Origin of the sequence: Paraburkholderia sp. Cpub6, from assembly GCF_014201065.1 — a bacterium.
Classification (GTDB): Bacteria; Pseudomonadota; Gammaproteobacteria; order Burkholderiales; family Burkholderiaceae; genus Paraburkholderia; species Paraburkholderia tuberum.
Genome location: NZ_JACHDM010000030.1, coordinates 51,281 through 73,041 on the forward strand (window position 1 = coordinate 51,281; position 21,761 = coordinate 73,041).

A 21,761-nucleotide genomic window follows, 5' to 3' on the forward strand; every position below is an offset into this window, starting at 1 on the left:
GACCTCGCCCACCGAATGCGGAGGACGGTCAAACTATCTGCGTTGTCGAATAGTCGGCGGCGGGTCGAAAGCGCAGTTGACTGACCGCTTTCGGGCGTCCCCGCCGACCGGCCGTTCATGGCCGATGACTGCCTCATGCAATGGGCACACATCGCTCGAACTTCGCAAGGCCGCGATCGGCGACACGCGACCCGTTGTTGACGATGGACGAACACGCGTGGATGTCTCCAATTGAATGGCAACCCGCCGTACGTTGATTGCGGCGCAAATCCGGGCTTCGCAGACCTGCCGCCGAGGATTCGCCCCGGAAGTGATTCATCGGGCAGCCTTTATGCAATTGAGCAAGCGGACTTGCTCTACATGCACAGCGGACGCCACTCCGTCGCAATCATAGTAACCACAAGAGAGGCCTGCACTATTGTCGTTGCGGATGATCAAGAAAGAAGCGCAGCATTTCGGCACTCGCATCCGGACCAGTAGCGTCCGTATAACTGCCTCGTGCATTGCCGCCTGCCCAAGCGTGCCCTGCGCCATGAATGGTCCACAACTCGGCGTCGATACCGTCGTCGGAAACCAGCCGCGAGACGGTACAGGCGCGTCGGCCCGCGTCGACCCGACGCCGTTCGCTGCCGGCGTCCGGCCGTGCGTCGAACTTCTGCACGAGCCGCGTGGCATTAGCTACGTGAACGGTGGCATCCGCGTCACCATGAAAGACGATCATGGGCCGTCTCGGTGACAAGTCTGTATCGCCTTGCACGCGCCGTGCGTTTCGGGGGTGCTTGCCGCCTTTCATCGCCGCGAGCGCGGAGGGTAAATTGTGCGCGCACCGTGCAGGAAGACCGGAATGCACGCCGACCGCGGCATACAGCTCGGGATACTCGGCGATCATGATCGCCGCCATTGCGCCCCCGGCGGACATCCCCGCGACGTACACGCGCGCAGGATCGACGTTGTGGGCCGAGATGATTTCGCGCGTGATGCCTGCGATCAGCGACGGCTCGCCGCGCTCGCGATGCTGATCGTCAGGTTTGAACCAGTTCCAGCACTTCGACGGATTCGCCTGCCGCGGTTGCACCGGATAAGCTACGAGACATCGATGCCGCTCGGCAAGCGCGTTCATCTGCGTGCCTGCTGCGAAATCGTCGGCGTCCTGCGTGCAGCCGTGCAGCATCACAATCAGTGGCAGCGGCTCGCCGGCGCCACCCGCCGGCACATACAGCCGATATTGACGGCGACCGGCGGCATTCGCATACGCAAGCGTGATGAAATGTCCTCGTTCCTCCACGTCAATGCAGTCTTCTCGCGCCTTGTGCGCGGTCGCTTCCTTGGTCTTTGCAAACGGGAAGACAACCGGCTCTGGCGTCTTGTCCCGCGACGCAGTTTCGTTCACTGCACCGACGCTTTCCCCTCGCAGTGCGCGTTGTATCGCTTCTGTCGCTTCGGCAACGCCGCGGGTACGCAGCAAAGTCATCGCTTCGTGCATTGAGTTCAGAAAGCCTTCGTTGAGTTTCATCACATTTGTCCGATTACCGGTGTTGAGGGGGTGGGCCTCGCGCGGCTAGTGGATTCTGCCGGCAAGCGCCGTCTTGACGGCGGGCGAAGCGTGAAAGGCTCCCAGCACCACGACGCTTTCGATAGTCGCGAGCGCGAGTTCCGGGGAGACATCGGCGGCAATGCTGGCCAATCCCAGGACCTGAATGTTGAGACGCTCGCGCGCGGCTCGAATCGCCTCGAGATCCTGCCTGGAGAAATGCTGCAGCCCGAGCACGAGCGAACGACGCGCAACCGTTTCCTGGACGACCCGCGCATGTAGCGCGAGCTGGTTGCGAATCGCCGTTCGGATCAGGTCGGTCCGGTTCGCATAGAAGCCTTCTTCAACCAGGAGATCGATCTGCCCGAGGTCGACGGGTCCGAGGTTGATCGTGATTTTTTCCGAGTCGCCGCCTTTCGAGCGGGGGGTGTCCAATACCGCGGGTTTCTTCATCGCACCATCCTTGCACCATCCATGTGGATGGTTATAGGATGGTTTTAGATGCGCCGCAACATAAAAATTTGGGGTCGAGACGCCTTCTGGGCTCGCCGCATCGCTGGTCGTGGGGGCTAGATAGAGCGCTATTGCCGGTCGATGCGCACATGGATAGCTACGGGGTACTGGCCGGTTGGAGGACGGACATCGCGCTGTTCGACCGCATTGTTAAGTTAACGCTGAATAAGACGGCCGAGCAACGGGAGGCTGGCACTGATGTTCGCTCGAACACAACGGATGAGCGTCAAGGCGCAAAACCATCAGAATAAGGCGCGAAATGGAGAGGTTCCCCGACCAGTTTTGACAAATTCAACTGCTATCCTTCAAAACTTGAACCCGTTCACTATCGCGGCTTTATCCAGGTAGTTGCTGCCGCAGGTCTCGCCAAACGCAGTCCATCAGCGCTCAAAATCGGAGTAGTCAACATCCCGCGAACCTCTCAACCCCGATGTCACTCGGGCAGCGAAAGCCGGTACTGCGGAAACGGATTGCGCAGACCTCAACATGGACCAAGGATTACCAGCATACTGGCCCAGTAGAGCCTGAAATTCGTCGTATCGTTCGCACCGCCATGAGGGAGATATGCATAAACCCATCGACACTGAAACGATCCCGAGCAATGAATTGCAGCAGGTCAAGGCGACTTATGCCAAGCTTTGCGAGGACTACATTGCACATCGTAGCGATGGTGAATACCGGGACTATGTGCAATCGGTCATTGCCAACAACGCGAGTCTCGATCGCCACGTGCGCGCGTTCGAAATTTACGCACCGTATATCAAGCGTGGCATGAAAGTGCTCGACTGGGGATGCCGGCACGCGCCAGATTCGTGCATGCTTCGCACGCTCTACCATGACATCGATATATATGGCTGCGACATCTGCAAGGATGGGCAATTCGCGGAATTCCATCAGTACGCCGGGTTATCTTTCGCATCGCTCGATCATGAATTTCTGCTGCCCTACGAAGACAATCAATTCGATGTGGTGATCGGAAGCGGTGTACTCGAGCACGTGGCCCGCGAGCAAAAGAGCCTCGATGAGCTATGGCGCGTGCTGAAAAACGACGGTTTGCTGATAATCACATTTTTACCTAACCGCTTATCGGTGACCGAAAACGCGTGCAGAGTCATGAAGAAGTACACGGGCCATAATCGGCTGTACAGTCTCAGCGACGCGAAGCGCCTGTTTCTCCGGTCGGGATTCGTACTGGAAGAATGCGGCTATCACCAGGTCTTTCCCACCTTCGCAAAAGGCATAAAGGGCGGCGGAGCGCTCAACGCACTGGCCAATATCGGCATGAAGCTGAACCGGCCTTTCGAGCGGATACCGATCGTGAATGCAGTCTCGGCTAACCTGTTTTTCATCCTCCGCCGCGTGCGTGCGATGTAGCAGGCGGCCGCCAAGGCGGCCTACCTGGCGGGATCATTGCGCAAGGCCGCGCCCTCCTGTTGCGACGTCACAAATCCTCTCAATGCAGGGGTGAGCCGGAAAACGAGCTTCTCGATCTCCACCACGAGGAAAAACAGGACGCCACCACCGACGAGCCACCCCCACGCCGACAAGGGCAGAGCCTCGGTGTGGAAAATGGCATGGAACGGGAACGTATAGGTGAACAGAAGCTGCAAGACCACGACGCCGGCTATTCCGTACCAGAGATTGCGATTGCCTGTATGGGCGCGCACGGACAGCGACGAATCGAGCAGATACCGGATGTTGAGCAGATAGAACACCTGGCCCAGCGTAATGGCGTTGACCGCGGCCGTGCGCGCCATCTGATCCGACGCCCCTTGCGACTTCATCCAGAAGAAGGTGGACAGCGTATAGATCACGAGCGCCGCGCCGACGAACAGGATGCGCCAGATGCCGAAGCGCGTGACGATCGGCCGGTCGATTGCGCGTGGCGAGCGGCGCATCACGTCTGCCTCGTGCGGCTCGAACGAAATGGTCAGGCCGAGCGCGACGGACGTAACCATGTTGACCCACAGGATCTGCGGCGCCGTGATCGGCAGCGTGAAGGCGAACAGGATCGCCACCGCGATCACCGCGCCTTGCGCGACATTGGTCGGCAGCATGAACAGCATCGCTTTCTCGATGTTGTTGTAGACCGTGCGCCCTTCCTTCACCGCCGCGGAGATCGACGCGAAATTGTCGTCGGCGAGGATCATGCCCGCCGCCTCCTTCGTGACCTCGGTGCCCTTGATCCCCATCGCGACACCGATGTCGGCTTTCTTGAGCGCCGGCGCATCGTTGACGCCGTCGCCCGTCATCGCGACGATCTGCCGATTCGCCTGAATCGCCTTGACGAGCCGCAGCTTGTGCTCGGGACTCGCGCGCGCGAACACGTCGACGCCGCGCACGCATTCCTGCAGCGCCGCATCGTTCATCGCCTCGATCTCGGTGCCGGACACGGCGGTCTTGCCGTCGCCGATGCCCAGCATTCTTGCGATTGCCGCCGCCGTGATCTTGTGGTCGCCCGTGATCATCGTCACGCGAATGCCGCCGCCGTGGCATTCGCGCACGGCGTCGATCGCCTCTTTGCGCGGCGGGTCCATCAGGCCCACGAGGCCGAGCAGTACGAGGGTACGCGGCAGGTCCTGCGGCCCGAGGCCGCCCGTACGCAGGCCCGGGTCCGACAGCCACGCGAGCCCGAGCACGCGCTCACCTTGCGCGGCGAGCCGGTCGCCCTCCGTCGCGAAGTGCTCGCGATCGAGCGGCGCCGGGCCTTGCTCCGTCTGCTGCCGGTCGCAGTGGTCGAGGATCACCTCTGGCGCGCCTTTGACCAGCAGCATCTCGCCGTCCGTCGAACGGTTCAGCGTCGCCATGAACTTGTGCTCGGACTCGAAGGGGATCGCGTCGATCCTCGGCGCGGCGGCCGTCTCCGCGGCGCGGTCCATGCCCAGCTTGGAAGCGAACGGATAGAGCGCGCCCTCGGTCGGGTCACCCTCCACTTTCCATTTTCCGTCTTCCTCGAAGAGCTCGGCGTCGTTGCACAACAGCGACACGCGGCCCATCAGCTTGAGCACGTCCGGCGCGGCGCCGAGCGGCTTGCCATCGGCGCTGACCTCTCCTTCGCTGGCGTAGCCGTCGCCCGTAACGGCATAGGCCGCTTCGGCCGTTACGACGGAGGTCACCATCATCTCCATCAGGGTCAGCGTGCCCGTTTTATCCGAGCAGATGCGCGAGACGGCGCCCAGTGTTTCGACCGCCGGCAGGCGGCGAATAATGGCGTTGCGCTGGGCCATGCGCTGCACGCCGATGGCGAGCGTGATGGTGATGAGCGCCGGCAGGCCTTCCGGGATGACCGATACCGCAATCCCCACGATGGCCTGGAACAGCTCGACGAAAGTCATGTGTCCGAGCCAGTGCCCCCAGGAGAAGAGCAGCACGCTGACAACGGCGATCACTGCCGTGATGACGTAGCCGAACTTCTTGATCTGGCGCAGCAGCGGCGTCTCGAGCGCGCTGACCTCGGCGAGCATCTGGTTGATCCGGCCGAGTTCCGTCTGGCTCCCAGTTGACACCACGATGCCGGTTGCCCGGCCCGACAAGACCATCGTGCCGCAGAACGCAATGTTCTCGCGGTCGCCGACCGTGGCTTTGGCGGGTACCGGCGCTGTGCCCTTCTCGGCCGGGAGGGATTCCCCCGTAAGAGCCGCTTCTTCCGTGCGCAGGTTCCTGGCGTCGACGAGACGCATGTCCGCCGGGATTTTGTCGCCCGATTCCAGGAGCACGATGTCGCCAGGCACGAGTTCCTCGGCGGGGATCAAGCGAACCGCTCCGCCACGCATCACGCGCGCTTCCGCGGACAGCATGTTGCGAATCGAGTCGAGCGCCTTCTCGGCGCGTCCTTCCTGCAGGAAGCCGAGCAGCGAGTTGAGGATGACGACGGCCAGAATGACCGAGCCATCGAGCCACAGGCCCAGCATGAACTTGACGAAACCGGCCGCGAGCAGCACGTAGATCAGAACGTTGTGGAGCTGCATCAGGAAGCGTACAACCGGCCCCCTCTTCTTGCCCTGCGGGAGGCGGTTCGGCCCATAGGTGGACAGCCGCCCGGTCGCTTCCGATGCATCGAGGCCCTGCGCGGGATCGACGTTGAACTGCCGTTCGATGTCACCGGCCGGCATCGCATGCCACGGCGTCGCACTCTCAACTGAGCTCATCCTCGTGTCTCCCGGTTCCAGTGATTTCGGGTCAGGGGGCCGCTCTCAATGGTCTGGATCGTCCCCGGGTTGATCGGGTCTCGTCTCGTCCACCGCTTCGGCGTCGAATTCCTCCCTCGCGGCGGCGAGATCCTTCATCTGCTCTTGCGTGGCTTTCGGATATTCGAGGTCGAGCTTCTCGACGGCCTCGACGATCGCGGCCGCGACGATGAGGCGTGTGAAAGGTTTGTTGTCGGCGGGCACGACGAACCACGGAGCCGCTTCGGAGGCCGTCGCGCGGATCGCCTCTTCATAGGCGTGCATATAGTCGTTCCAGTAGCGACGCTCGCGAACGTCGGCTGCGGAAAACTTCCAGTGCTTGTCGGGATTGTCGAGGCGATCCATGAATCGCCTCTTCTGCTCCCCGTACGACAGGTTCAGATAGAACTTGAGAATGACCACGCCCTGGCGCGTCAGATAGTCCTCGAAGCGCGCAATGTCGGCGAGCCGCTCGTCCCATATGTTGTTGCCGACCCGTGCCGGTGGGATCTTCTGCGCATGGAGCAGATGCTGATGCACGCGCACCACCAGCACCTCTTCATAGTACGAGCGGTTGAAAATGCCGATGTGCCCGCGCTCGGGCACTTTCCTCGAATAGCGCCAAAGGAAGTCGTGGGAGAGCTCCTCATCCGACGGCTGCTTGAACGAGATGACATCGCACCCCTGCGGATTGACGCGCGACATCACGTGCTTGATCGTCCCATCCTTTCCCGCGGCGTCCATGGCCTGGAACACCAGCAGCACGGACCAGGAATCCTGCGCGTAGAGGATCTCCTGCTCCATCGCGAGCCATTTCGACCCGCGCTGGAGCAGTTGCTGCGCCTCTTCCTTATGCATTCTGAGTCCCAGCGTCTCGCCGGGATCGAAATCCTTCAGGAAGAAATCTTTGCCGCTCGTGACGCGGAGGGGATCGGTGTATGCCCGCAGCGCGTCGAGTATTTCCATGCGAACCATCGCTCTTTCTCCACGGCATCTGCATTCAGTTGCACGATTCGCGGATTGCATCGCAACCGCAGTCGTACTGTTCACAACTCTTTCTGATAATAGGTCACGCAAACGGAAACGTGCTCATCGGCAACGACGCTGCGCACCCGCGTAGCGACGGGAAAACACACGTCTCAACGCTGCCACGTTCCGGACCGCCATGCCGGTCGATCACCGCCTGTCGGCCCCGTCGACCCAGTCGCGACAAGGCCGTCAGACGATAGGCATTACCTGTGCTTATCCTTCACCAGACAGCGCCAACAAAAAAATGGACGAGCACAATGTCGAGCCACGAACACGAACACGGGGAACAGCGGAGTAGTGGGCGTTACCTGATCCGATACCTGAGCGGCTGGGCCGTCGTGGCCCTTGTCACGGCGCTCGACTGCCTCTGGTTCGCCGGCAAAGGCTACACCGTGCCCGGCGACGGCGTCGCCAATCTCGCGCAAGCCGGCGCAAGGCGTGGTGTCGATGCCTTCATTTCACACGACGCTCGCTATTGTCTTTATCTATGCGCTGCGTCGCATGCCACGGCTTTGCTGTTTGCGATTCCTCTCAACGTGACGATGATCCTGTCGACGCCGACGCAAGGCGGTCACTATCTCGCCGATGTGTTTGCGGGTCTGCTGCTCAGTGCGCTGACGATTGCAGCGCTCAAGCGCTGCATGCACCTGCTGGCGACGCGCCAATCCGCGAATGCGCCGAGTTCGCGGTCCATGCCGGTGCGAACGGCATGAACTGGACGCTCGGAAGCGGCCGCGCGGACTAACGTGAACGCGGCGCGGCTTGCGCCGCGCCGCCGTGGTTCGAAGCGACTGGAAGACCGCGCTAGCCCGGCGCCCGCCCCAACACCTGCGAATCCGACGACGCCGTCGTCGACGTCTCGTCACGCCCGTGCCCCGTCGTCGTGACCGCATTGGTGCCGCCGGGCCGACGCACCGACTTCGCGTGCCGCTCGATCAATCGCTGCAGCAAACAGAACGCGCACAGCAGCGCGCCGATCACGATCCGCGTCCACCACGAACTGAGCGTGCCGTCGAACGTAATCAGCGTCTGGATCGTGCCCAGAATGCCGACGCCGAACAGCGAGCCGACCACATAACCGACGCCGCCCGTCAGCAGCGTGCCGCCGATCACCGTGGCCGCAATCGCATCGAGTTCCATGCCCTGCCCTTGCAGCCCATAGCCCGACAGCACGTAGAACGTGAACACCGCGCCGCCGAGCGCCGAACAGAAGCCACTCAGCGCATACACGCCGACCCGCGTGCGCGCGACCGGCAGGCCCATCAGCAGCGCCGAGCGCGGATTGCCGCCGACCGCATACACGTTGCGTCCGAAGCGCGTGAAATGGGCAACATAGATCGCGGCCGCGAGCGTCACGGCCGCGATCAGCACGTTCGCCGATACCGAACCGACGCCGACACTGAGACGAAACGCGGAGATCGCCTTGAACGTCGGATCGGTGATCGTGATCGACTGCGTCGTGATCAGAAAGCACAGGCCACGCGCGAAGAACATCCCCGCCAGCGTCACGATGAACGCCTGCAGGCGGAAGTAGTGAATCAGCGCGCCCTGCACCGCGCCGAACACCGTGCCCATCAACAGCACGATCGGAATGATGAGCCACACCGACACATGCATGTGCTCGGACAGCACGGCTTCGACGATCGTCGTCAGCGCCACGATCGAGCCCACCGACAGATCGATGCCGCCCGACACGATCACGAACGTCATGCCGATCGCGACGATCAGCAGGAACGCGTTGTCGACGAGCAGATCGAGCAACACCTGCCACGCGAAGAAACCGGTGTACATCACCGAACCAAAGCCGAACAGCGCGCAGAACAGCAGGACCGTCACCGCGATCGGCAGCGTGCGCGGATCGACCAGGCGGGCGAGTGCTTCGAGAACGCGCGTCATCGTGCCACCCCGCGCGATTTGACGAGCGAGGCGCCGAACGACACCGCTAGCGCGCGTGCCACCGGCGACTGGATCACGCTGACCGCGAGCACGACGGCCGCCTTCACGACGAGCGTCGCTTCCGGCGGCACGCCGATCGAATACGTGGTGTAGGTGAGCGTCTGGATGATCAGCGCGCCGAGAACCGTGCCCGCGAAACTGAAGCGGCCGCCGAGCAGCGACGTGCCGCCGAGCGTCACGGCGAGAATCGCGTCGAGTTCGAGCAGCAAGCCCGCGTTGTTGCCGTCCGCGCTACGCACGTTCGAGCTGATCAGGATGCCGGCCAGCGCCGCGGTCAAGCCCGAGAAACCGTACACCGCGAATACGATCGCCTTCGAGCGCAAGCCGACGAGCCGTGTCGCAACCGGGTTCACGCCGATCGCGCGAATGAACAGGCCGAGCGCCGTGCCCTCCACCAGGGCGGCGGTCGCCAGCACGGCTACGGTCGCGATCCATACCGAGCACGGCACGCCGAGCCAGTAGCCGCCACCGACGAACAGATAGCCGGGCGCGCCGATCGGGATGATCTGCCCGGCGGTCAGCAGTTGCGCGATGCCACGGCCCGCGACCATCAGAATCAGCGTCGCGATGATCGGCTGCATGCCGACGAACGCGACGAGCAGCCCGTTCCACATGCCGCTCAAGATGCCGACGACGAGCGCGGCCAGCAGCGCCTGCGCGATCAGCGCACCGCTCGGCACGGCCTGGGGCGCGAGTATCGTCGCGGCCGCGGCGCCCGCGATCGCGACCACCGCGCCGACCGAAATATCGATGCCGCGTGTCGCAATCACGAGCGTCATGCCGATCGCGACCAGCACGAGCGGCGCCGCGCGATTCAGGATGTCGATCGGCGCGCCGAACAGGTGGCCGTCGAGCGTGCGCAGCGCGAGAAAATGCGGATTGGCCAGCAGGTTCAGTCCGCCCAGCAACACGAGCGTCACGCACGGCCACAGCAGCGGACGCTCCACCCCGTCGCGCGCGAACCAGTTGGATAGCTTCATTCGCCGCTCCCTGCGATGAGTCGGTAGATGTCGTCCTCGTTCGATGCCTTAGCGGCCACCTCGGCGATCTTGCGGCGATCGCGCAGCACCGCGACGCGATGGCTCACGCGCAGCACCTCGCTGATCTCCGACGAGATGAACAGGATGGACAGGCCGTTCGCGCACAGCGCGAGCAGCCGGTCCATGATGTCGAATTTCGCGGCGACGTCGATGCCGCGGGTCGGCTCGTCGAGGATCAGCAGTTTGGGATCGGTTGCCAGCCAGCGCGCGAGCAGCGCCTTCTGCTGGTTGCCGCCGGACAGCAGCGCGATCGGCTGCTCGACGTCGGACGCCTTGATGCCGAGCCGCTCGATCCACATATCGGCCAGCTCGCGCGCGCGTTGCCGGCTGATCTTGCGCCACCAGCCGCGCCGCGCCTGCAACGCGAGCATGATGTTTTCGCGGATCGACAGTTCGGCGACGATGCCTTCCTTCTTGCGGTCTTCCGCGCAATAGCCGATGCCGTGGCGCACCGCGTCGTGTGGCGTGCGCAGCCGCACGGCGCGCCCTTCGACGAGGATCGTGCCGCTGTCCGCGCGATCCGCGCCGAACAGAAGCCGCGCGGTTTCGGTGCGGCCCGAGCCGAGCAGACCCGCGAGGCCGAGAATCTTGCCGGCCTGCATCTCGAGATCGATCGGCTGCAAGGTGCCGCGACGGCCGACGCCGCGCAGCTCGATGAACGGCTGCGTGGCCGTTGCTTCCGTGTGGTCTTGCGCGACCTCCTGATCGTCGGCGGCCTGTCCTTCGTGCGCCGCTTCGCGCAGACGCGCGCTCATGCGCTCGTGGCCGACCATCTTCGCGACCAGCTGATCCGCGGACAGATCGCGCGCGAGATATTCGCCTTCGCGCTCGCCGTTGCGCATCACCGTGATGCGATCGGAGATCGCATAAGTCTGCTCGATGAAATGCGTGACGAACAGGATCGCAATGCCCGATCGCTTAAGATGTCGAAGTATTTTGAATAGCTGCGCGACTTCGCTGTCGTCGAGGCTCGAAGTCGGTTCGTCGAGAATCAGCACGCGCGCATCGACGGACAACGCTCGGGCGATCGCGACCATCTGCTGCACGGCGATCGGATAGGCGTCGAGCGAGCGCGTGACGTCGAGCGACACGTCGAGGCGCGCGAGCGCTTCCTGCGCGCGCCGCTTGATGTCGGGCCAGTCGATCGCGCCGAAGCGGCGCGGCTGCCGGCCCGCGAAGATGTTCTCCGCCACCGACAGATTCGGGCACAGGTTCACTTCCTGGTACAGCGTGCGCACGCCGGCCGCCTCGGCTTCCTGCGGCGACGCGAACGCGACCACCTCGCCGCCGAGGCGGATCGTGCCGGCATCGGGTGCGAGCACGCCGGTGAGCACGTTGATCAACGTGGATTTGCCGGCGCCGTTCTGGCCCATCAGCGTATGGACCTCGCCGGGAAACAGGCGGAAGTCGACGTGTTGCAACGCCTTGACGCCCGGAAATGTCTTGCTGACGCCGGAGGTCGCCAGAATCGGTTCGCGCGCGCTCATGTCATTCTGTTGGCCTGGCGCGCCCGGCGCCGTGCCGCGCCGCGGCTGGTCCGGCTGATTCGGTTCGGTAGCGGAATGGGTCATGGACCTCGCTCGATCGGCTATGCATGGTTCGGCAGGCCCCAGCGGCATGCTCCCGCGGGCGCATGCTCCTGAAAAGAGACCGCCCGCTGCAGAAGAAAGCAGCCCGGGCGGTCAGGCACCACTGGAGAAACCTGTTCGATGCGTCCGTACTGCGCATCTCCTTCGCGCCGTGAGCCCGTTGGCCCCGGCGCCTGAACACCGCACACGCCGCGGGGCTCGCGCGAGCGCTGCCGCGGCGACGTTGCGCGCCGCGTCAGTACTTACGCGACGGCAGAGTTTGCGCGGCCACGCTCATCGGGAAGACAGTCTCCTGAGTCAGGATGCGCTTCGGCAGCGGTTTGCCAGCCACCACGTCTTTCACCGCCGACATCAGCTGCGGTCCGAGCAGCGGGCTGCACTCGACGTCGACGTTCATCTTGCCGGCGGCCATCGCCTGGAAGCCGCCCTTGGTTGCGTCGAACGAAACTACGACGACGTCCTTGCCCGGATGCATGCCGGCTTCTTCCATCGCCTGGATCGCGCCGAGCGCCATGTCGTCGTTATGAGCATAGACGACGTTGATCTTGTTGCCGTAGGTCTTGATGAACGCTTCCATCACCTGCTTGCCGCCGGCGAGCGTGAAGTCGCCGCTTTGCGACGCGATGATCTTGAACTTCGGATCGCTCTTGATCACTTCGATCAGACCCGCGTGGCGGTCGTTGGCCGGCGCGGAGCCGACCGTGCCTTGCAGCTCGGCGATGTTGACCGGACCTTTATCGTCCTTGTAGTGATCCGCGAGCCAGTGGCCGCCGCGCCGTCCTTCTTCGAGGAAGTCCGAGCCGATCATCGTCACGTACAGCGACGTGTCCTTCACGTCGATGTTGCGGTCGGTCAGGATCACCGGAATTTTCGCGGCCCTGGCTTCGAGCAGCACCGGTTCCCAGCCCGATTCGACGACCGGCGAGAACGCGATCACGTCGACCTTCTGCGCGATATACGAGCGGATCGCCTTGATCTGGTTTTCCTGCTTCTGCTGCGCGTCGGAGAATTTGAGGTTGATGCCGGCCTCCGTCGCCGCCGACTTCACCGATTCGGTATTCGCGGTGCGCCATGCGCTTTCCGCACCGACCTGCGCAAAACCGAGCGTAATTTTCTTGTCCTCGGCATGCGCGCCGGGCGTGGCCAGCGTCAGCGCTCCGAGACTCGCGCAAAGCGCGAGCGCGCCCAGAGCGCGACACGCGGCACGTCGTGTATTCGCCATGACAGTCTCCAATCGTTGTTGTGTAGACGACCCAGCGGTCTGCCCGGCCCTCGTGGCCCTCACGGCGCATGGATCGTCATGTAGCGTACTGTGCGACGCGTTAACCGTCCAATCACATGATTCGCGCCCTCGATATCAATTTCGGTATAGCGCGCCGGTCAGAGCATCGCCGCTCGCTGCCTCAGGTCGGCGTCATTCTCGGAGTGACCCAGCGAAACGTCAGATTGATGCGCTCGCCGCTCACGCGCGGCTCCTTCGGCACCCGATGACGCCACTGCGCCTGGGTGTCGCCTTTCATCACGAGCAGGCTGCCGCCCTTCAGCGAGAACGATTGCACGACGCCGCTGCGGTTGTGCTGCAGATCGAACCTGCGCGCGACGCCGAGGCTCACCGACGCGATCACCGGTTGCTTGCCGAGTTCGGGCTCGCGGTCCGCGTGCCAGCCCATGCTGTCGGCGCCACTGCGGTAGCGATTCAGCAGCACGCTGTTAAAACGCGCGCCGCTGGTCGCCTCGACGGCCGCCTTCAGTTCGGCGACGGCGGGCGTCCATGTTTGCGGCACGTTGCGGATGCCCGAGTACACGTACACCGCGTCCGGCTCGCCCTGCCAGGCGGTCAGACGCGGCAGTGCAACACGGCCGGCGGGCGTGCCCATCATGTCCTGGCGCCATTGCACTTCGTCGATCAGTCGGGCCAGCAGGCGTTCGGCGTCGGCCGCTGCGAGCCAGTCGGGATACCAGTCGACGTCGGGCGTCGGCAGGTCGTTGAATAAATCGGTGCTCATCGGAATGTCTGGATGCAAGCGGACAAGTCAAAACCCTGACTATTATGGCGACACCGGCTCACCCGCTGATTCACGCGCGTTGCTCTTTCATTCGACGCGGCTCTCCGCGTTCCCTCTGTTCTTTCGCACGGACCACTTCCATGACACTTTCGGATCAGGCGCTCGCGCAGCTCTTTCGCGACGCGCGTACGCACAATGGCTGGCAGAACAAGCCGATCGACGACGCCGCGCTGCGCGAGCTGATGGAGCTCGTACTGCTCGGCCCGACCTCGGCCAATTCGAGTCCGGGCCGCTTCGTGTTCGTCAGGACGCCGGAGGGCAAGGAGAAACTGCGCCCGGCGTTGTCGGCTGGCAATCTCGAGAAAACGATGGCCGCGCCCGTCACGGTGATCGTCGCCATGGACATGGCCTTCTATGAGTATCTGCCGAAACTGTTTCCCCATGCGGACGCGCGCAGCTGGTTCGTCGGCAACGAGCGGTTGATCGCGGACACGGCGTTTCGCAATTCGACGCTGCAAGGCGGGTATCTGATTCTCGCGGCGCGTGCGCTCGGTCTCGACACTGGGCCGATGTCGGGCTTCGATCAGGCCAAGGTCGACGAAGCGTTTTTTGCGGGCACGACGGTGAAGTCGAACTTCCTGATCAATCTTGGCCACGGCGATCCGTCAAAGCTGTTTGCGCGCAGCCCGCGTTTTTCGTTCGACGAAGCGGCGCGCATAGTGTGACGGGGCGTTGATGATGGATGGCGCTGCGGGTGCGCGCCACGCGCTGGATCGGATCGCGTCAGGTCAGCACCGCGACATAAAAGACCACCGTGCCGATCAGCGCGCCGATGAAGCAGAAGCCCTCTTCGGCTTCGTCGCCATTCGAGCGCAGCCACGCGCCGACCGCACCGAACAGGCCCGCGATGCCAAGCGCGACGCACACCATCACGACGTCGAACAGCGCGCTTTTGCCGAGTTCGGAGAAATCGATGTTGCGTACGCCGACGTAAAGCGCAATCGCCATCAGCGAGATGCCGACGAGCGGCAGCATCACGTGGCTGCCCTCGCGCCCGACATGATGCTCATGATGAACATGATGCTCGTCGTGCGCGTGATGCCACAGGTGGCCCGATTTGAGCAGCTTCATGGTGTGCCTCCCCCCGCCCGATCTTTCCCGGCGACAGAACCAGTCATGGCCGAAGCGCCCTACGCTGCCCCGGCAACAAGCTGGCTTGTTTCAAGCATACTCCACGCATGAATACGATTCAAAGCCCATTTAATTCGCTTGCATAGGCATTGAATGCGTGGCGCGCGGCCCTGTAAGTAGGTGCTGAGCACGGAATGCGCCTGCCCCGGCGAACACCTTTCGTGGCGCGTCCCGGCGGCTTCGGGGCCGGCGTGTCGTGCGGTGCGGGAGCACGAATTTTGCGGCTACGGCAAGGGACCGAACATGTCGGTAGAATGATTCGCCGCGTTCGTCAACCGATCGCCGCCGCGCTGTCGCTGATGCCGGCCCTTTGGCCTCCTTCCCGCCCTGATCCTCTTCTTTATGCGACGTTCATCGTTTCTTGTCCGCATCATCCTGATTGGCATCCTGCTGCATATCTACGTCGGCTTGCGCCTGATTCCCGACATGCCGATCGACGCGGCCGGCCGCGGGCTGTGCGTGCTGTGGCTCGTGCTGTCGATCTACCTGATCCCGGTCGGCATGATGGCGCGCGGCTTCAAGCGCCAGCCGCTCGGCGACCGTCTCGCGTGGGTGGGCCTGCTCGCGATGGGCTTCTTCTCGTCGCTGCTGGTACTGACGTTCGCGCGCGACCTCGTGCTGGCGTCGCTGCTGACGATCGACGCGATCTGGCCGAACACGCTCACGATCGCGCATTGGCGCACCGGCTCGGCGGCGGCGGTGCCGCTGCTCGCGCTGCTGTCGACGCTGATCGGCCTGTTCAACGCGCGCCGTCGCGCGCGCGTCGTCACGATCGACGTGCCGATCGACGATCTGCCTGCCGCGCTCGACGGCTTCACGATCGTGCAGATCAGTGACATCCACGTCGGCCCGACGATCAAGGGCCGCTATGTCGATGCGATCGTCGACGCGGTGAACCGGCTCAAGCCGGATCTGATCGCGGTGACGGGCGACGTCGTCGACGGCAGCGTGCCGCAGCTGAGCCGGCATACGCAGCCGCTGTCGCGGCTCGCCGCGCGGCACGGTGCGTTTCTCGTGACCGGCAATCACGAGTACTACTCCGGAGCGAACTCGTGGATCGCCGAATTCCGCCGGCTCGGCTTGCGGGTGCTGCTGAACGAACACGTGATCGTCGACCATGACGGCGCGCGCGCCGTCATCGCCGGCGTCACCGATTACTCGGCGGGTCATCACGACCCCGCGCATCGCAGCGACCCGGTCGCGGCGCTCGCCGGCGCGCCGGGCGACGTGCTGATCAGGGTGCTGCTCGCGCATCAGCCGCGTTCGGCCGAAGCGGCCGCGGCGGCCGGCTTTACGCTGCAGTTGTCGGGTCATACGCACGGCGGTCAGTTCTTTCCGTGGAATTTCTTTGTGCGCCTGCAACAGCCGTTCACGGCAGGCCTCGCGCGCCTGAACGGACTCTGGGTTTATACGAGTCGCGGTACGGGCTATTGGGGTCCGCCGAAACGACTCGGTGCGCCTTCGGAAATCACGCGTTTGAGACTCGTGCCGGGCGAACCGGATTGAACTCAACATTCGCAGTCCGGAGCAATTAATTACGGCCTGTCTACGATACGGCTGTAGCAAACCCACATGCGCACTCTCCGCCGGTCGCGGCTTGACTGAACTTTGCGCCGCCCTCTAAAATTCGCGCAATTCTTTTAACCGGAATCACGATCTTGGACAGTAGCAGTTGGACCAGCCGAGTATCGATTTGCCCGCTCGCCTGAGCGGCAGGAGTTCCGCGTCAGGTGTCCCTGTCGCCGTCCTGCCCTCGGGCTCGATGGCGCACGTCGCTCTCATTTCATTGTCATTCGCGTACTGTCGGTGAAGCGCAGCGTGGCTCGATGCCATGCCGATGCCGCACGCTTGCGGCCGCTGCACGCGTGTGCGTGCGTATTTCGTTCCACCCTCATGTGCTTAGGTGCACGAGGTAGACGACCTGACGTTCTCACGCCTAGGCTTCACCCTGCGGCAGCACGCACCCCAACCTTTCTGAACGATGACACTCGAATTCTTCCTGCGGCTTCTGACCGCTTTTGCTTGCGGCGTCGCGATTGGCCTCGAACGACAGATGCGCCAGCGCACTGCCGGCCTGCGCACGATCACGCTCGTGGCGAGCGGCGCGTGCCTGTTCGTCACGCTCGGCGTGCTGACCGGCAACGGCGTCAGCGGCGTCACGCAGATTGCCGCCTATGTGGTGTCCGGCGTCGGCTTTCTTGGCGGCGGCGTCATCATGCGCGACAAAGGCTCAATCCAGGGGATCAACACCGCGGCGACGCTGTGGTGCTCGGCGGCCGTCGGCGTGTTGAGCGGCGCGGGACATTACGGACCGGCGCTCGCGGGCACCGCGGTCGTGCTGCTGGCCAACACCGCGCTGCGTGAAGTGAGCCGGATGATCAACTCGACGCCGGTTTCAAACGCCGACCTCGTGCGCGAGTACGTGCTGACGATCGTCTGCCGCGAAGCCGACGAGATCAACATTCGTGCCGCGATTTCCAACTCGATGTACTCGGCGCCGCTGTCGTTCCAGAGCCTCACGAGCGAGGATGTCGAGGACGAACCGGCGCGCATTCGCGTGACGGCGACGCTGACGATGCATCCGAAGGACCAATCGAAGCTCGAACAGATGGCGAGCCGCCTGAGCATGGAAAAGAGCGTGTCCAGCGTCAGTTGGACCGCGCGGGAAGCAGAGCCGACGCCCGAGTGAAGCGAGGCGCGTAAGTCTCCTTTGTTCCCGCGCATCGTCTACACTTAGCTGGCAGCAGATTCAGATAATGTTAATTCCGCGTCGTGAACGTGGACTGTCCCATAACCTTCGACTAAGCTCTGTCACCGTGATTTGTTCACACTCAACCAGGGAGTCTCGAATATGGAACACGGCATCATCGCATGGATCATCATCGGCGCGATCGCGGGCTGGCTCGCGGGTGTGCTGGTCAGGGGCGGCGGGTTCGGCCTGATCGTCGACATCATCGTCGGGATCATCGGCGCGTTCATCGGCGGGTGGCTCGCCGGCGTGCTGCATATCTCGCTTGGCGGCGGCTGGATCGGCTCGATCATCACCGCGTTGATCGGCGCGGTCATTCTGCTGTTTATTATCCGGCTCGTGCGACGAGGGTCCTGAGCACTGCATCCGACCTCATCAAGCGCCAGCGGGTTCGAATCGCTGGCGCTTTTTTATGGCCTGTTGCTTCTGCTTTTATCGCCGCGGTTGTGGCCGCCGCAGAATCAGGCCGGCAGCATCGACCCTGTATCGCGCAGCCGCGTATGCCATGCAAACGCCTGTTCGAGGCAATGCGGCGTCTGCCCTCCCCAAAGCGACGCATCGCGGTAGTAGTCGCGCAACAGCTCGCGATACCGCGGATGTACGCAATGCTCGATGATCAGCGTCGCACGTTCGCGCGGCGCGAGGCCGCGCAGATCGGCGAGACCCTGCTCGGTGACGACGACGTCGACGTCGTGTTCGTTGTGATCGCAATGCGGCACCATCGGCACGATGCTCGAAATGCGGCCGTCCTTCGCGGTCGACTTGCTCGCGAACACCGCGCACGACGCATTGCGCGCAAAGTCGCCCGAGCCGCCGATGCCGTTCATCATATGCGTGCCGCCGACATGCGTCGAATTGACGTTGCCGTAGATATCGAATTCGAGCGCGGTATTGAGCGCGATCAGACCGAGCCGCCGAATCACCTCGGGATGGTTGCTGACTTCCTGCGGACGCAGCACGAGCCGGTCGCGATAGCGCTCGATATCGCCAAATACCTGCGCCTGCCGCGCGGCCGACAACGTGATCGACGCGCCGGACGCGAACGCGACCTTACCAGCGTCCATCAGATCGAACGTCGAATCCTGAAGGACTTCCGAATAAATTTCGAACACCTCGAAAGGCGAATCGACGAATCCTGCCAGGACCGCGTTGGCGATCGTACCGATGCCCGCCTGCAGCGGCGGCAACTGCTTCGGCATGCGGCCACGCGTGACTTCGTGCTGGAAAAATTCGATCAAATGACCGGCGATCAACGCGGTTTCCCGATCCGCGGGCAAGACCGTGGACGGGCTGTCGGCCATGTCCGTCATCACGAGCGCCGCGATTTTCTCGGGCGGAATCTCGATAGCGGGTGTGCCGACGCGATCCCGCGCGCGCACGATCGGCAGCGGCTCGCGATGCGGCCGGCGCCCCGGAATCCAGATGTCGTGCAAGCCTTCGAGCCCGAGCGGCTGCGCAAGATTGATCTCGACGATGACCTTGTCTGCGAGAATCGCGAAGCTCGCCGAATTGCCGACCGACGTCGTCGGCACGATACCGCCGCTCTCCGTGATCGCGGCGGCTTCGATGATCGCGACATCGAGCTTGCCGAGCTGGTTCGCGCGCAGCATCTCGACGGTCTCGGACAGATGCTGATCGACGAACATCACTTCGCCGCGATTGATGGCGTCGCGCAGCGTCTTGTCTACCTGAAACGGCAGACGGCGCGCGAGCACGTGCGCTTCGGTCAGCATGCGGTCAACGTCATGACCGAGCGAGGCGCCCGTCATCAACGTGATGCGCAGCGGCTCGCCCAGCCGGCGCGCACGCTCGGCGAGCGCGACCGGCACGGCCTTCGCGTCGCCCGCGCGCGTGAAGCCGCTTGCGCCAACCCGCATGCCGTCGTGAATCAGAAGCGCCGCGTCGGCGGCCGTGGTGATTTTTCCGCGCAGCGCGGCGCAGCGAATTCGGTCTTCGTACATGAAAGGGAGTCTCTCCATAGTCGCCAGCTCCGTCTACTGGTGCGCACGTCTGCGGTGTGCTTCGCTCGATAGACGGTTGCCGCACCCGCCGCCGCGTCTCGATCGGACGACGTCGCGAGCAGGTGTTGGGTCGCGCGATAGGATCCGCGACAGGTGTTGCGCGTGAGGCAGCCGGACTTAGCTGCCGAAGTAGATGTTGCAGAAGCTCATCGGGCCGACACATTCATCAGCTTTCGCTTTCGGCGCTTCCACATGCTTGCGCGGGGCAACCCTATCGGCGCGCTGGCCATCCGCTTGCGCAACCTGCTGCTCCGGCGCGGCCGGCGCCGTCTGTGCATAGGCGGCGGCAGCGGTGGACAAAGAACAGGCAATCAGGACCATCTTCAACACTTTCATCTCGTTCTCCAGGACTTACGACTACTGCGACGAATACTGCGAAGCAGTGACGAAACTATATGACCGCCACCTACGCGGATAAACGGGGCCGCCCGGAAGGGATCTTTCCATCTGGCAGAAAGATCCACACAGCATTGCTCAGCGACGATTGAAGGGCGCGTCCTTGTCGAGCAACGCGCTACGAATGAAGTGCAGACAGCTCAAGATACGTTGCAGATCGTGATACCGGTCGCGCTCGGCGTGCACTGCCTGCAGCATGTCTTGCGCGAGCCAGGTGGCCGAGCGCACGGCGACGAGTGCACGTTCGAGCGAACGTGGATCTGGGCGTTCGAAGAGCCGGGCGAGATCGTCGCACGTGTGTTCGATCACGCTGCGCCAACGCGGCTGAAGGATGTCGGCATAATCGGCGCGTGCGGCTTCGTTGCGCAGATCGATGACGGCGTGACCTACTTCGATCGTCGCGAGCATCCAGCGAAGTGCGTCGCGCCGTCGTCGTGAACGGTGCGTCAACAGCACGCGCAGTTGCGAAGTCAGATCATGCGTGCCCGACTGGAAACGTTGGTTCAGACCCGGCAGATGCGCACTGCGCGAGCGCATCGCCGGATCTTCGAATGCGACGAACGTGCGGGTTGCTTCGAAGCCAGCGATTTCGTCGACGAAATCCGCGAAACGCCGTTCGAACTGATTGCGCTCGAGCCCGCGTGCGAGCACGTCGACAGCATACGCAGTAAAATTCGCGTGCCTGATCTGAAGGTTACGTCGCAGCGCAAGGATCGAGCGCTGGGGCAGCAACAACGCGCTGACCGCGCTCGAACACACGATGCCGACCGCCACTTCCGCGGCACGCGTGAGTGCGGCGAGGAACAGTCCCTGAGGCGTCGTCACGTTTGGAATGCCGATCAGCGCGGCGGTGTAACCCGCGAGCACAAAACCGTACCATCTGAAATGCCGATACCGGACCGCCGCAGCAATACAGGCGCTCACCCACACGATCATGCCGAGCATGTACAGTTCGGGCTGCTGAACGAACAGCCCGCCGAGCACGAGCGCGGCCACGGTCCCTACTGCCGTTCCGAGAATCCGGTAGAAGCTCTTCGCGAGCACCATGCCGCTGAACGGTTGCACCAACACAAAGACAGTGGTCATCGCAATGCGCGGCTGCGGCAGATCGAGCAGCATCGCGATGCCCAACGCCAGCAGACCGGCGGTGACCGTCTTCAGCAGATGCAGCCAGGTCAGACCGTCGCTGGTGGCCCAGTCGCGCACGGCGCGATTGAGTTTGGCTCGGCTGAGGCGTCGCCGCATGACGCCGCGCGGACCGAAGAAATCCGCCGACGGTTCGATCGCATGATCGGGTTTCATCTGAAAACAGTGCACCCTACGTGGTCGCTGAGAGAGCCTCCGGACAAAATGGCCGACACCGGCAGGCGAGGCGCCGATTGTAGGAGTCCGCGATGTGTACATTAAGCCGATGGGTGCAGAACATCTGTTCCAGAACGGACAACAATAGTGTTCTGAGACTGACGGAAAATATGATCTTGAACCGCCCCGGATTTGGTGGAGGCTCCAACTCTTGAGAAAATGGAGCCATGAACAAGTCGAACAAGTTTTCTGCTGAAGTCCGGGAACGTGCA

At 63.2% G+C, this 21,761-nt stretch carries 19 protein-coding genes; 6 read left to right on the forward strand and 13 right to left on the reverse strand.

Annotated elements, in window-relative coordinates; all coding sequences use genetic code 11:
- Positions 1-415 precede the first annotated feature (415 nt).
- Positions 416-1,513: a PHB depolymerase family esterase gene (locus tag HDG33_RS31680; RefSeq protein WP_184038650.1), complete on the reverse strand. Its 1,098-nt coding sequence runs from the start codon at positions 1,511-1,513 to the stop codon at positions 416-418.
- Between the two features lie 45 nt (positions 1,514-1,558).
- Positions 1,559-1,984, reverse strand: coding sequence for a CopG family transcriptional regulator (locus tag HDG33_RS31685; RefSeq protein ID WP_018420777.1), 426 nt, complete (start codon positions 1,982-1,984; stop codon positions 1,559-1,561).
- A gap of 624 nt (positions 1,985-2,608) precedes the next feature.
- Here HDG33_RS31685 and HDG33_RS31690 point away from each other — a divergent pair.
- Entirely contained in the window at positions 2,609-3,418 is an 810-nt protein-coding gene (locus HDG33_RS31690; protein WP_184038653.1) for a bifunctional 2-polyprenyl-6-hydroxyphenol methylase/3-demethylubiquinol 3-O-methyltransferase UbiG, read from the forward strand.
- 20 nt (positions 3,419-3,438) lie between these two features.
- On the opposite strand, the gene HDG33_RS31695 is transcribed toward HDG33_RS31690, so the two are convergent.
- Together HDG33_RS31695 and HDG33_RS31700 are read right to left on the reverse strand one after the other, a co-directional pair.
- Positions 3,439-6,192, reverse strand: a complete 2,754-nt coding sequence (locus HDG33_RS31695) for an HAD-IC family P-type ATPase (RefSeq protein ID WP_184038655.1) — start codon at positions 6,190-6,192, stop codon at positions 3,439-3,441.
- A gap of 45 nt (positions 6,193-6,237) precedes the next feature.
- Complete coding sequence (locus tag HDG33_RS31700) at positions 6,238-7,185, reverse strand: polyphosphate kinase 2 family protein (RefSeq protein WP_184038658.1); 948 nt, start codon at positions 7,183-7,185, stop codon at positions 6,238-6,240.
- Between the two features lie 311 nt (positions 7,186-7,496).
- Between HDG33_RS31700 and HDG33_RS37755 the strand changes: the two genes are divergently transcribed.
- Positions 7,497-7,952, forward strand: coding sequence for a phosphatase PAP2 family protein (locus tag HDG33_RS37755; RefSeq protein ID WP_260330649.1), 456 nt, complete (start codon positions 7,497-7,499; stop codon positions 7,950-7,952).
- Positions 7,953-8,043: 91 nt separating this feature from the next.
- Here the strand turns inward: HDG33_RS37755 and yjfF are convergent, their stop codons facing one another.
- The 5 genes from yjfF to HDG33_RS31730 all read right to left on the reverse strand — a co-directional run bounded on the left by yjfF (position 8,044) and on the right by HDG33_RS31730 (position 13,830).
- A complete protein-coding gene (gene yjfF / locus HDG33_RS31710; protein WP_184038662.1) occupies positions 8,044-9,135 on the reverse strand; it encodes a galactofuranose ABC transporter, permease protein YjfF in 1,092 nt (363 codons plus the stop codon).
- Positions 9,132-10,175 (reverse strand): ABC transporter permease, encoded by a 1,044-nt coding sequence (locus HDG33_RS31715; RefSeq protein WP_184038665.1) that lies wholly within the window; start codon positions 10,173-10,175, stop codon positions 9,132-9,134. The genes yjfF and HDG33_RS31715 overlap by 4 nt, the downstream gene beginning before the upstream one ends.
- Positions 10,172-11,806 carry a sugar ABC transporter ATP-binding protein gene (locus HDG33_RS31720; protein ID WP_184038670.1) on the reverse strand — a complete coding sequence of 545 codons (1,635 nt, stop codon included), beginning with the start codon at positions 11,804-11,806 and terminating at the stop codon, positions 10,172-10,174. The genes HDG33_RS31715 and HDG33_RS31720 overlap by 4 nt, the downstream gene beginning before the upstream one ends.
- A gap of 253 nt (positions 11,807-12,059) precedes the next feature.
- On the reverse strand, positions 12,060-13,046 hold the full coding sequence (locus tag HDG33_RS31725) for an ABC transporter substrate-binding protein (protein ID WP_184038673.1): 987 nt from the start codon (positions 13,044-13,046) through the stop codon (positions 12,060-12,062).
- Between the two features lie 181 nt (positions 13,047-13,227).
- The gene (locus HDG33_RS31730; protein ID WP_184038677.1) at positions 13,228-13,830 is read right to left on the reverse strand and encodes an alpha-ketoglutarate-dependent dioxygenase AlkB; all 603 of its coding nucleotides are present in this window, start codon (positions 13,828-13,830) and stop codon (positions 13,228-13,230) included.
- A 140-nt stretch (positions 13,831-13,970) separates the two neighbouring features.
- Between HDG33_RS31730 and HDG33_RS31735 the strand changes: the two genes are divergently transcribed.
- Complete coding sequence (locus HDG33_RS31735; RefSeq protein WP_184038680.1) at positions 13,971-14,555, forward strand: malonic semialdehyde reductase; 585 nt, start codon at positions 13,971-13,973, stop codon at positions 14,553-14,555.
- Between the two features lie 58 nt (positions 14,556-14,613).
- On the opposite strand, the gene HDG33_RS31740 is transcribed toward HDG33_RS31735, so the two are convergent.
- The gene (locus HDG33_RS31740) at positions 14,614-14,961 is read right to left on the reverse strand and encodes a hypothetical protein (RefSeq protein ID WP_184038684.1); all 348 of its coding nucleotides are present in this window, start codon (positions 14,959-14,961) and stop codon (positions 14,614-14,616) included.
- A gap of 402 nt (positions 14,962-15,363) precedes the next feature.
- Between HDG33_RS31740 and HDG33_RS31745 the strand changes: the two genes are divergently transcribed.
- The 3 genes from HDG33_RS31745 (at position 15,364) to HDG33_RS31755 (ending at position 18,127) form a co-directional block, all read left to right on the forward strand.
- On the forward strand, positions 15,364-16,527 hold the full coding sequence (locus HDG33_RS31745) for a metallophosphoesterase (protein ID WP_184038688.1): 1,164 nt from the start codon (positions 15,364-15,366) through the stop codon (positions 16,525-16,527).
- Positions 16,528-17,002: 475 nt separating this feature from the next.
- Entirely contained in the window at positions 17,003-17,710 is a 708-nt protein-coding gene (locus HDG33_RS31750; protein ID WP_090806188.1) for an MgtC/SapB family protein, read from the forward strand.
- Between the two features lie 162 nt (positions 17,711-17,872).
- On the forward strand, positions 17,873-18,127 hold the full coding sequence (locus HDG33_RS31755) for a GlsB/YeaQ/YmgE family stress response membrane protein (protein ID WP_018420763.1): 255 nt from the start codon (positions 17,873-17,875) through the stop codon (positions 18,125-18,127).
- A gap of 104 nt (positions 18,128-18,231) precedes the next feature.
- Here HDG33_RS31755 and HDG33_RS31760 read toward each other — a convergent pair whose 3' ends face one another.
- The 3 genes from HDG33_RS31760 to HDG33_RS31770 all read right to left on the reverse strand — a co-directional run bounded on the left by HDG33_RS31760 (position 18,232) and on the right by HDG33_RS31770 (position 21,432).
- The gene (locus HDG33_RS31760; RefSeq protein WP_184038717.1) at positions 18,232-19,731 is read right to left on the reverse strand and encodes an acetyl-CoA hydrolase/transferase family protein; all 1,500 of its coding nucleotides are present in this window, start codon (positions 19,729-19,731) and stop codon (positions 18,232-18,234) included.
- A gap of 177 nt (positions 19,732-19,908) precedes the next feature.
- The gene (locus tag HDG33_RS31765) at positions 19,909-20,127 is read right to left on the reverse strand and encodes a hypothetical protein (protein WP_184038691.1); all 219 of its coding nucleotides are present in this window, start codon (positions 20,125-20,127) and stop codon (positions 19,909-19,911) included.
- A gap of 138 nt (positions 20,128-20,265) precedes the next feature.
- Entirely contained in the window at positions 20,266-21,432 is a 1,167-nt protein-coding gene (locus HDG33_RS31770) for an FUSC family protein (protein ID WP_260330650.1), read from the reverse strand.
- Between the last annotated feature and the right edge of the window lie 329 nt (positions 21,433-21,761).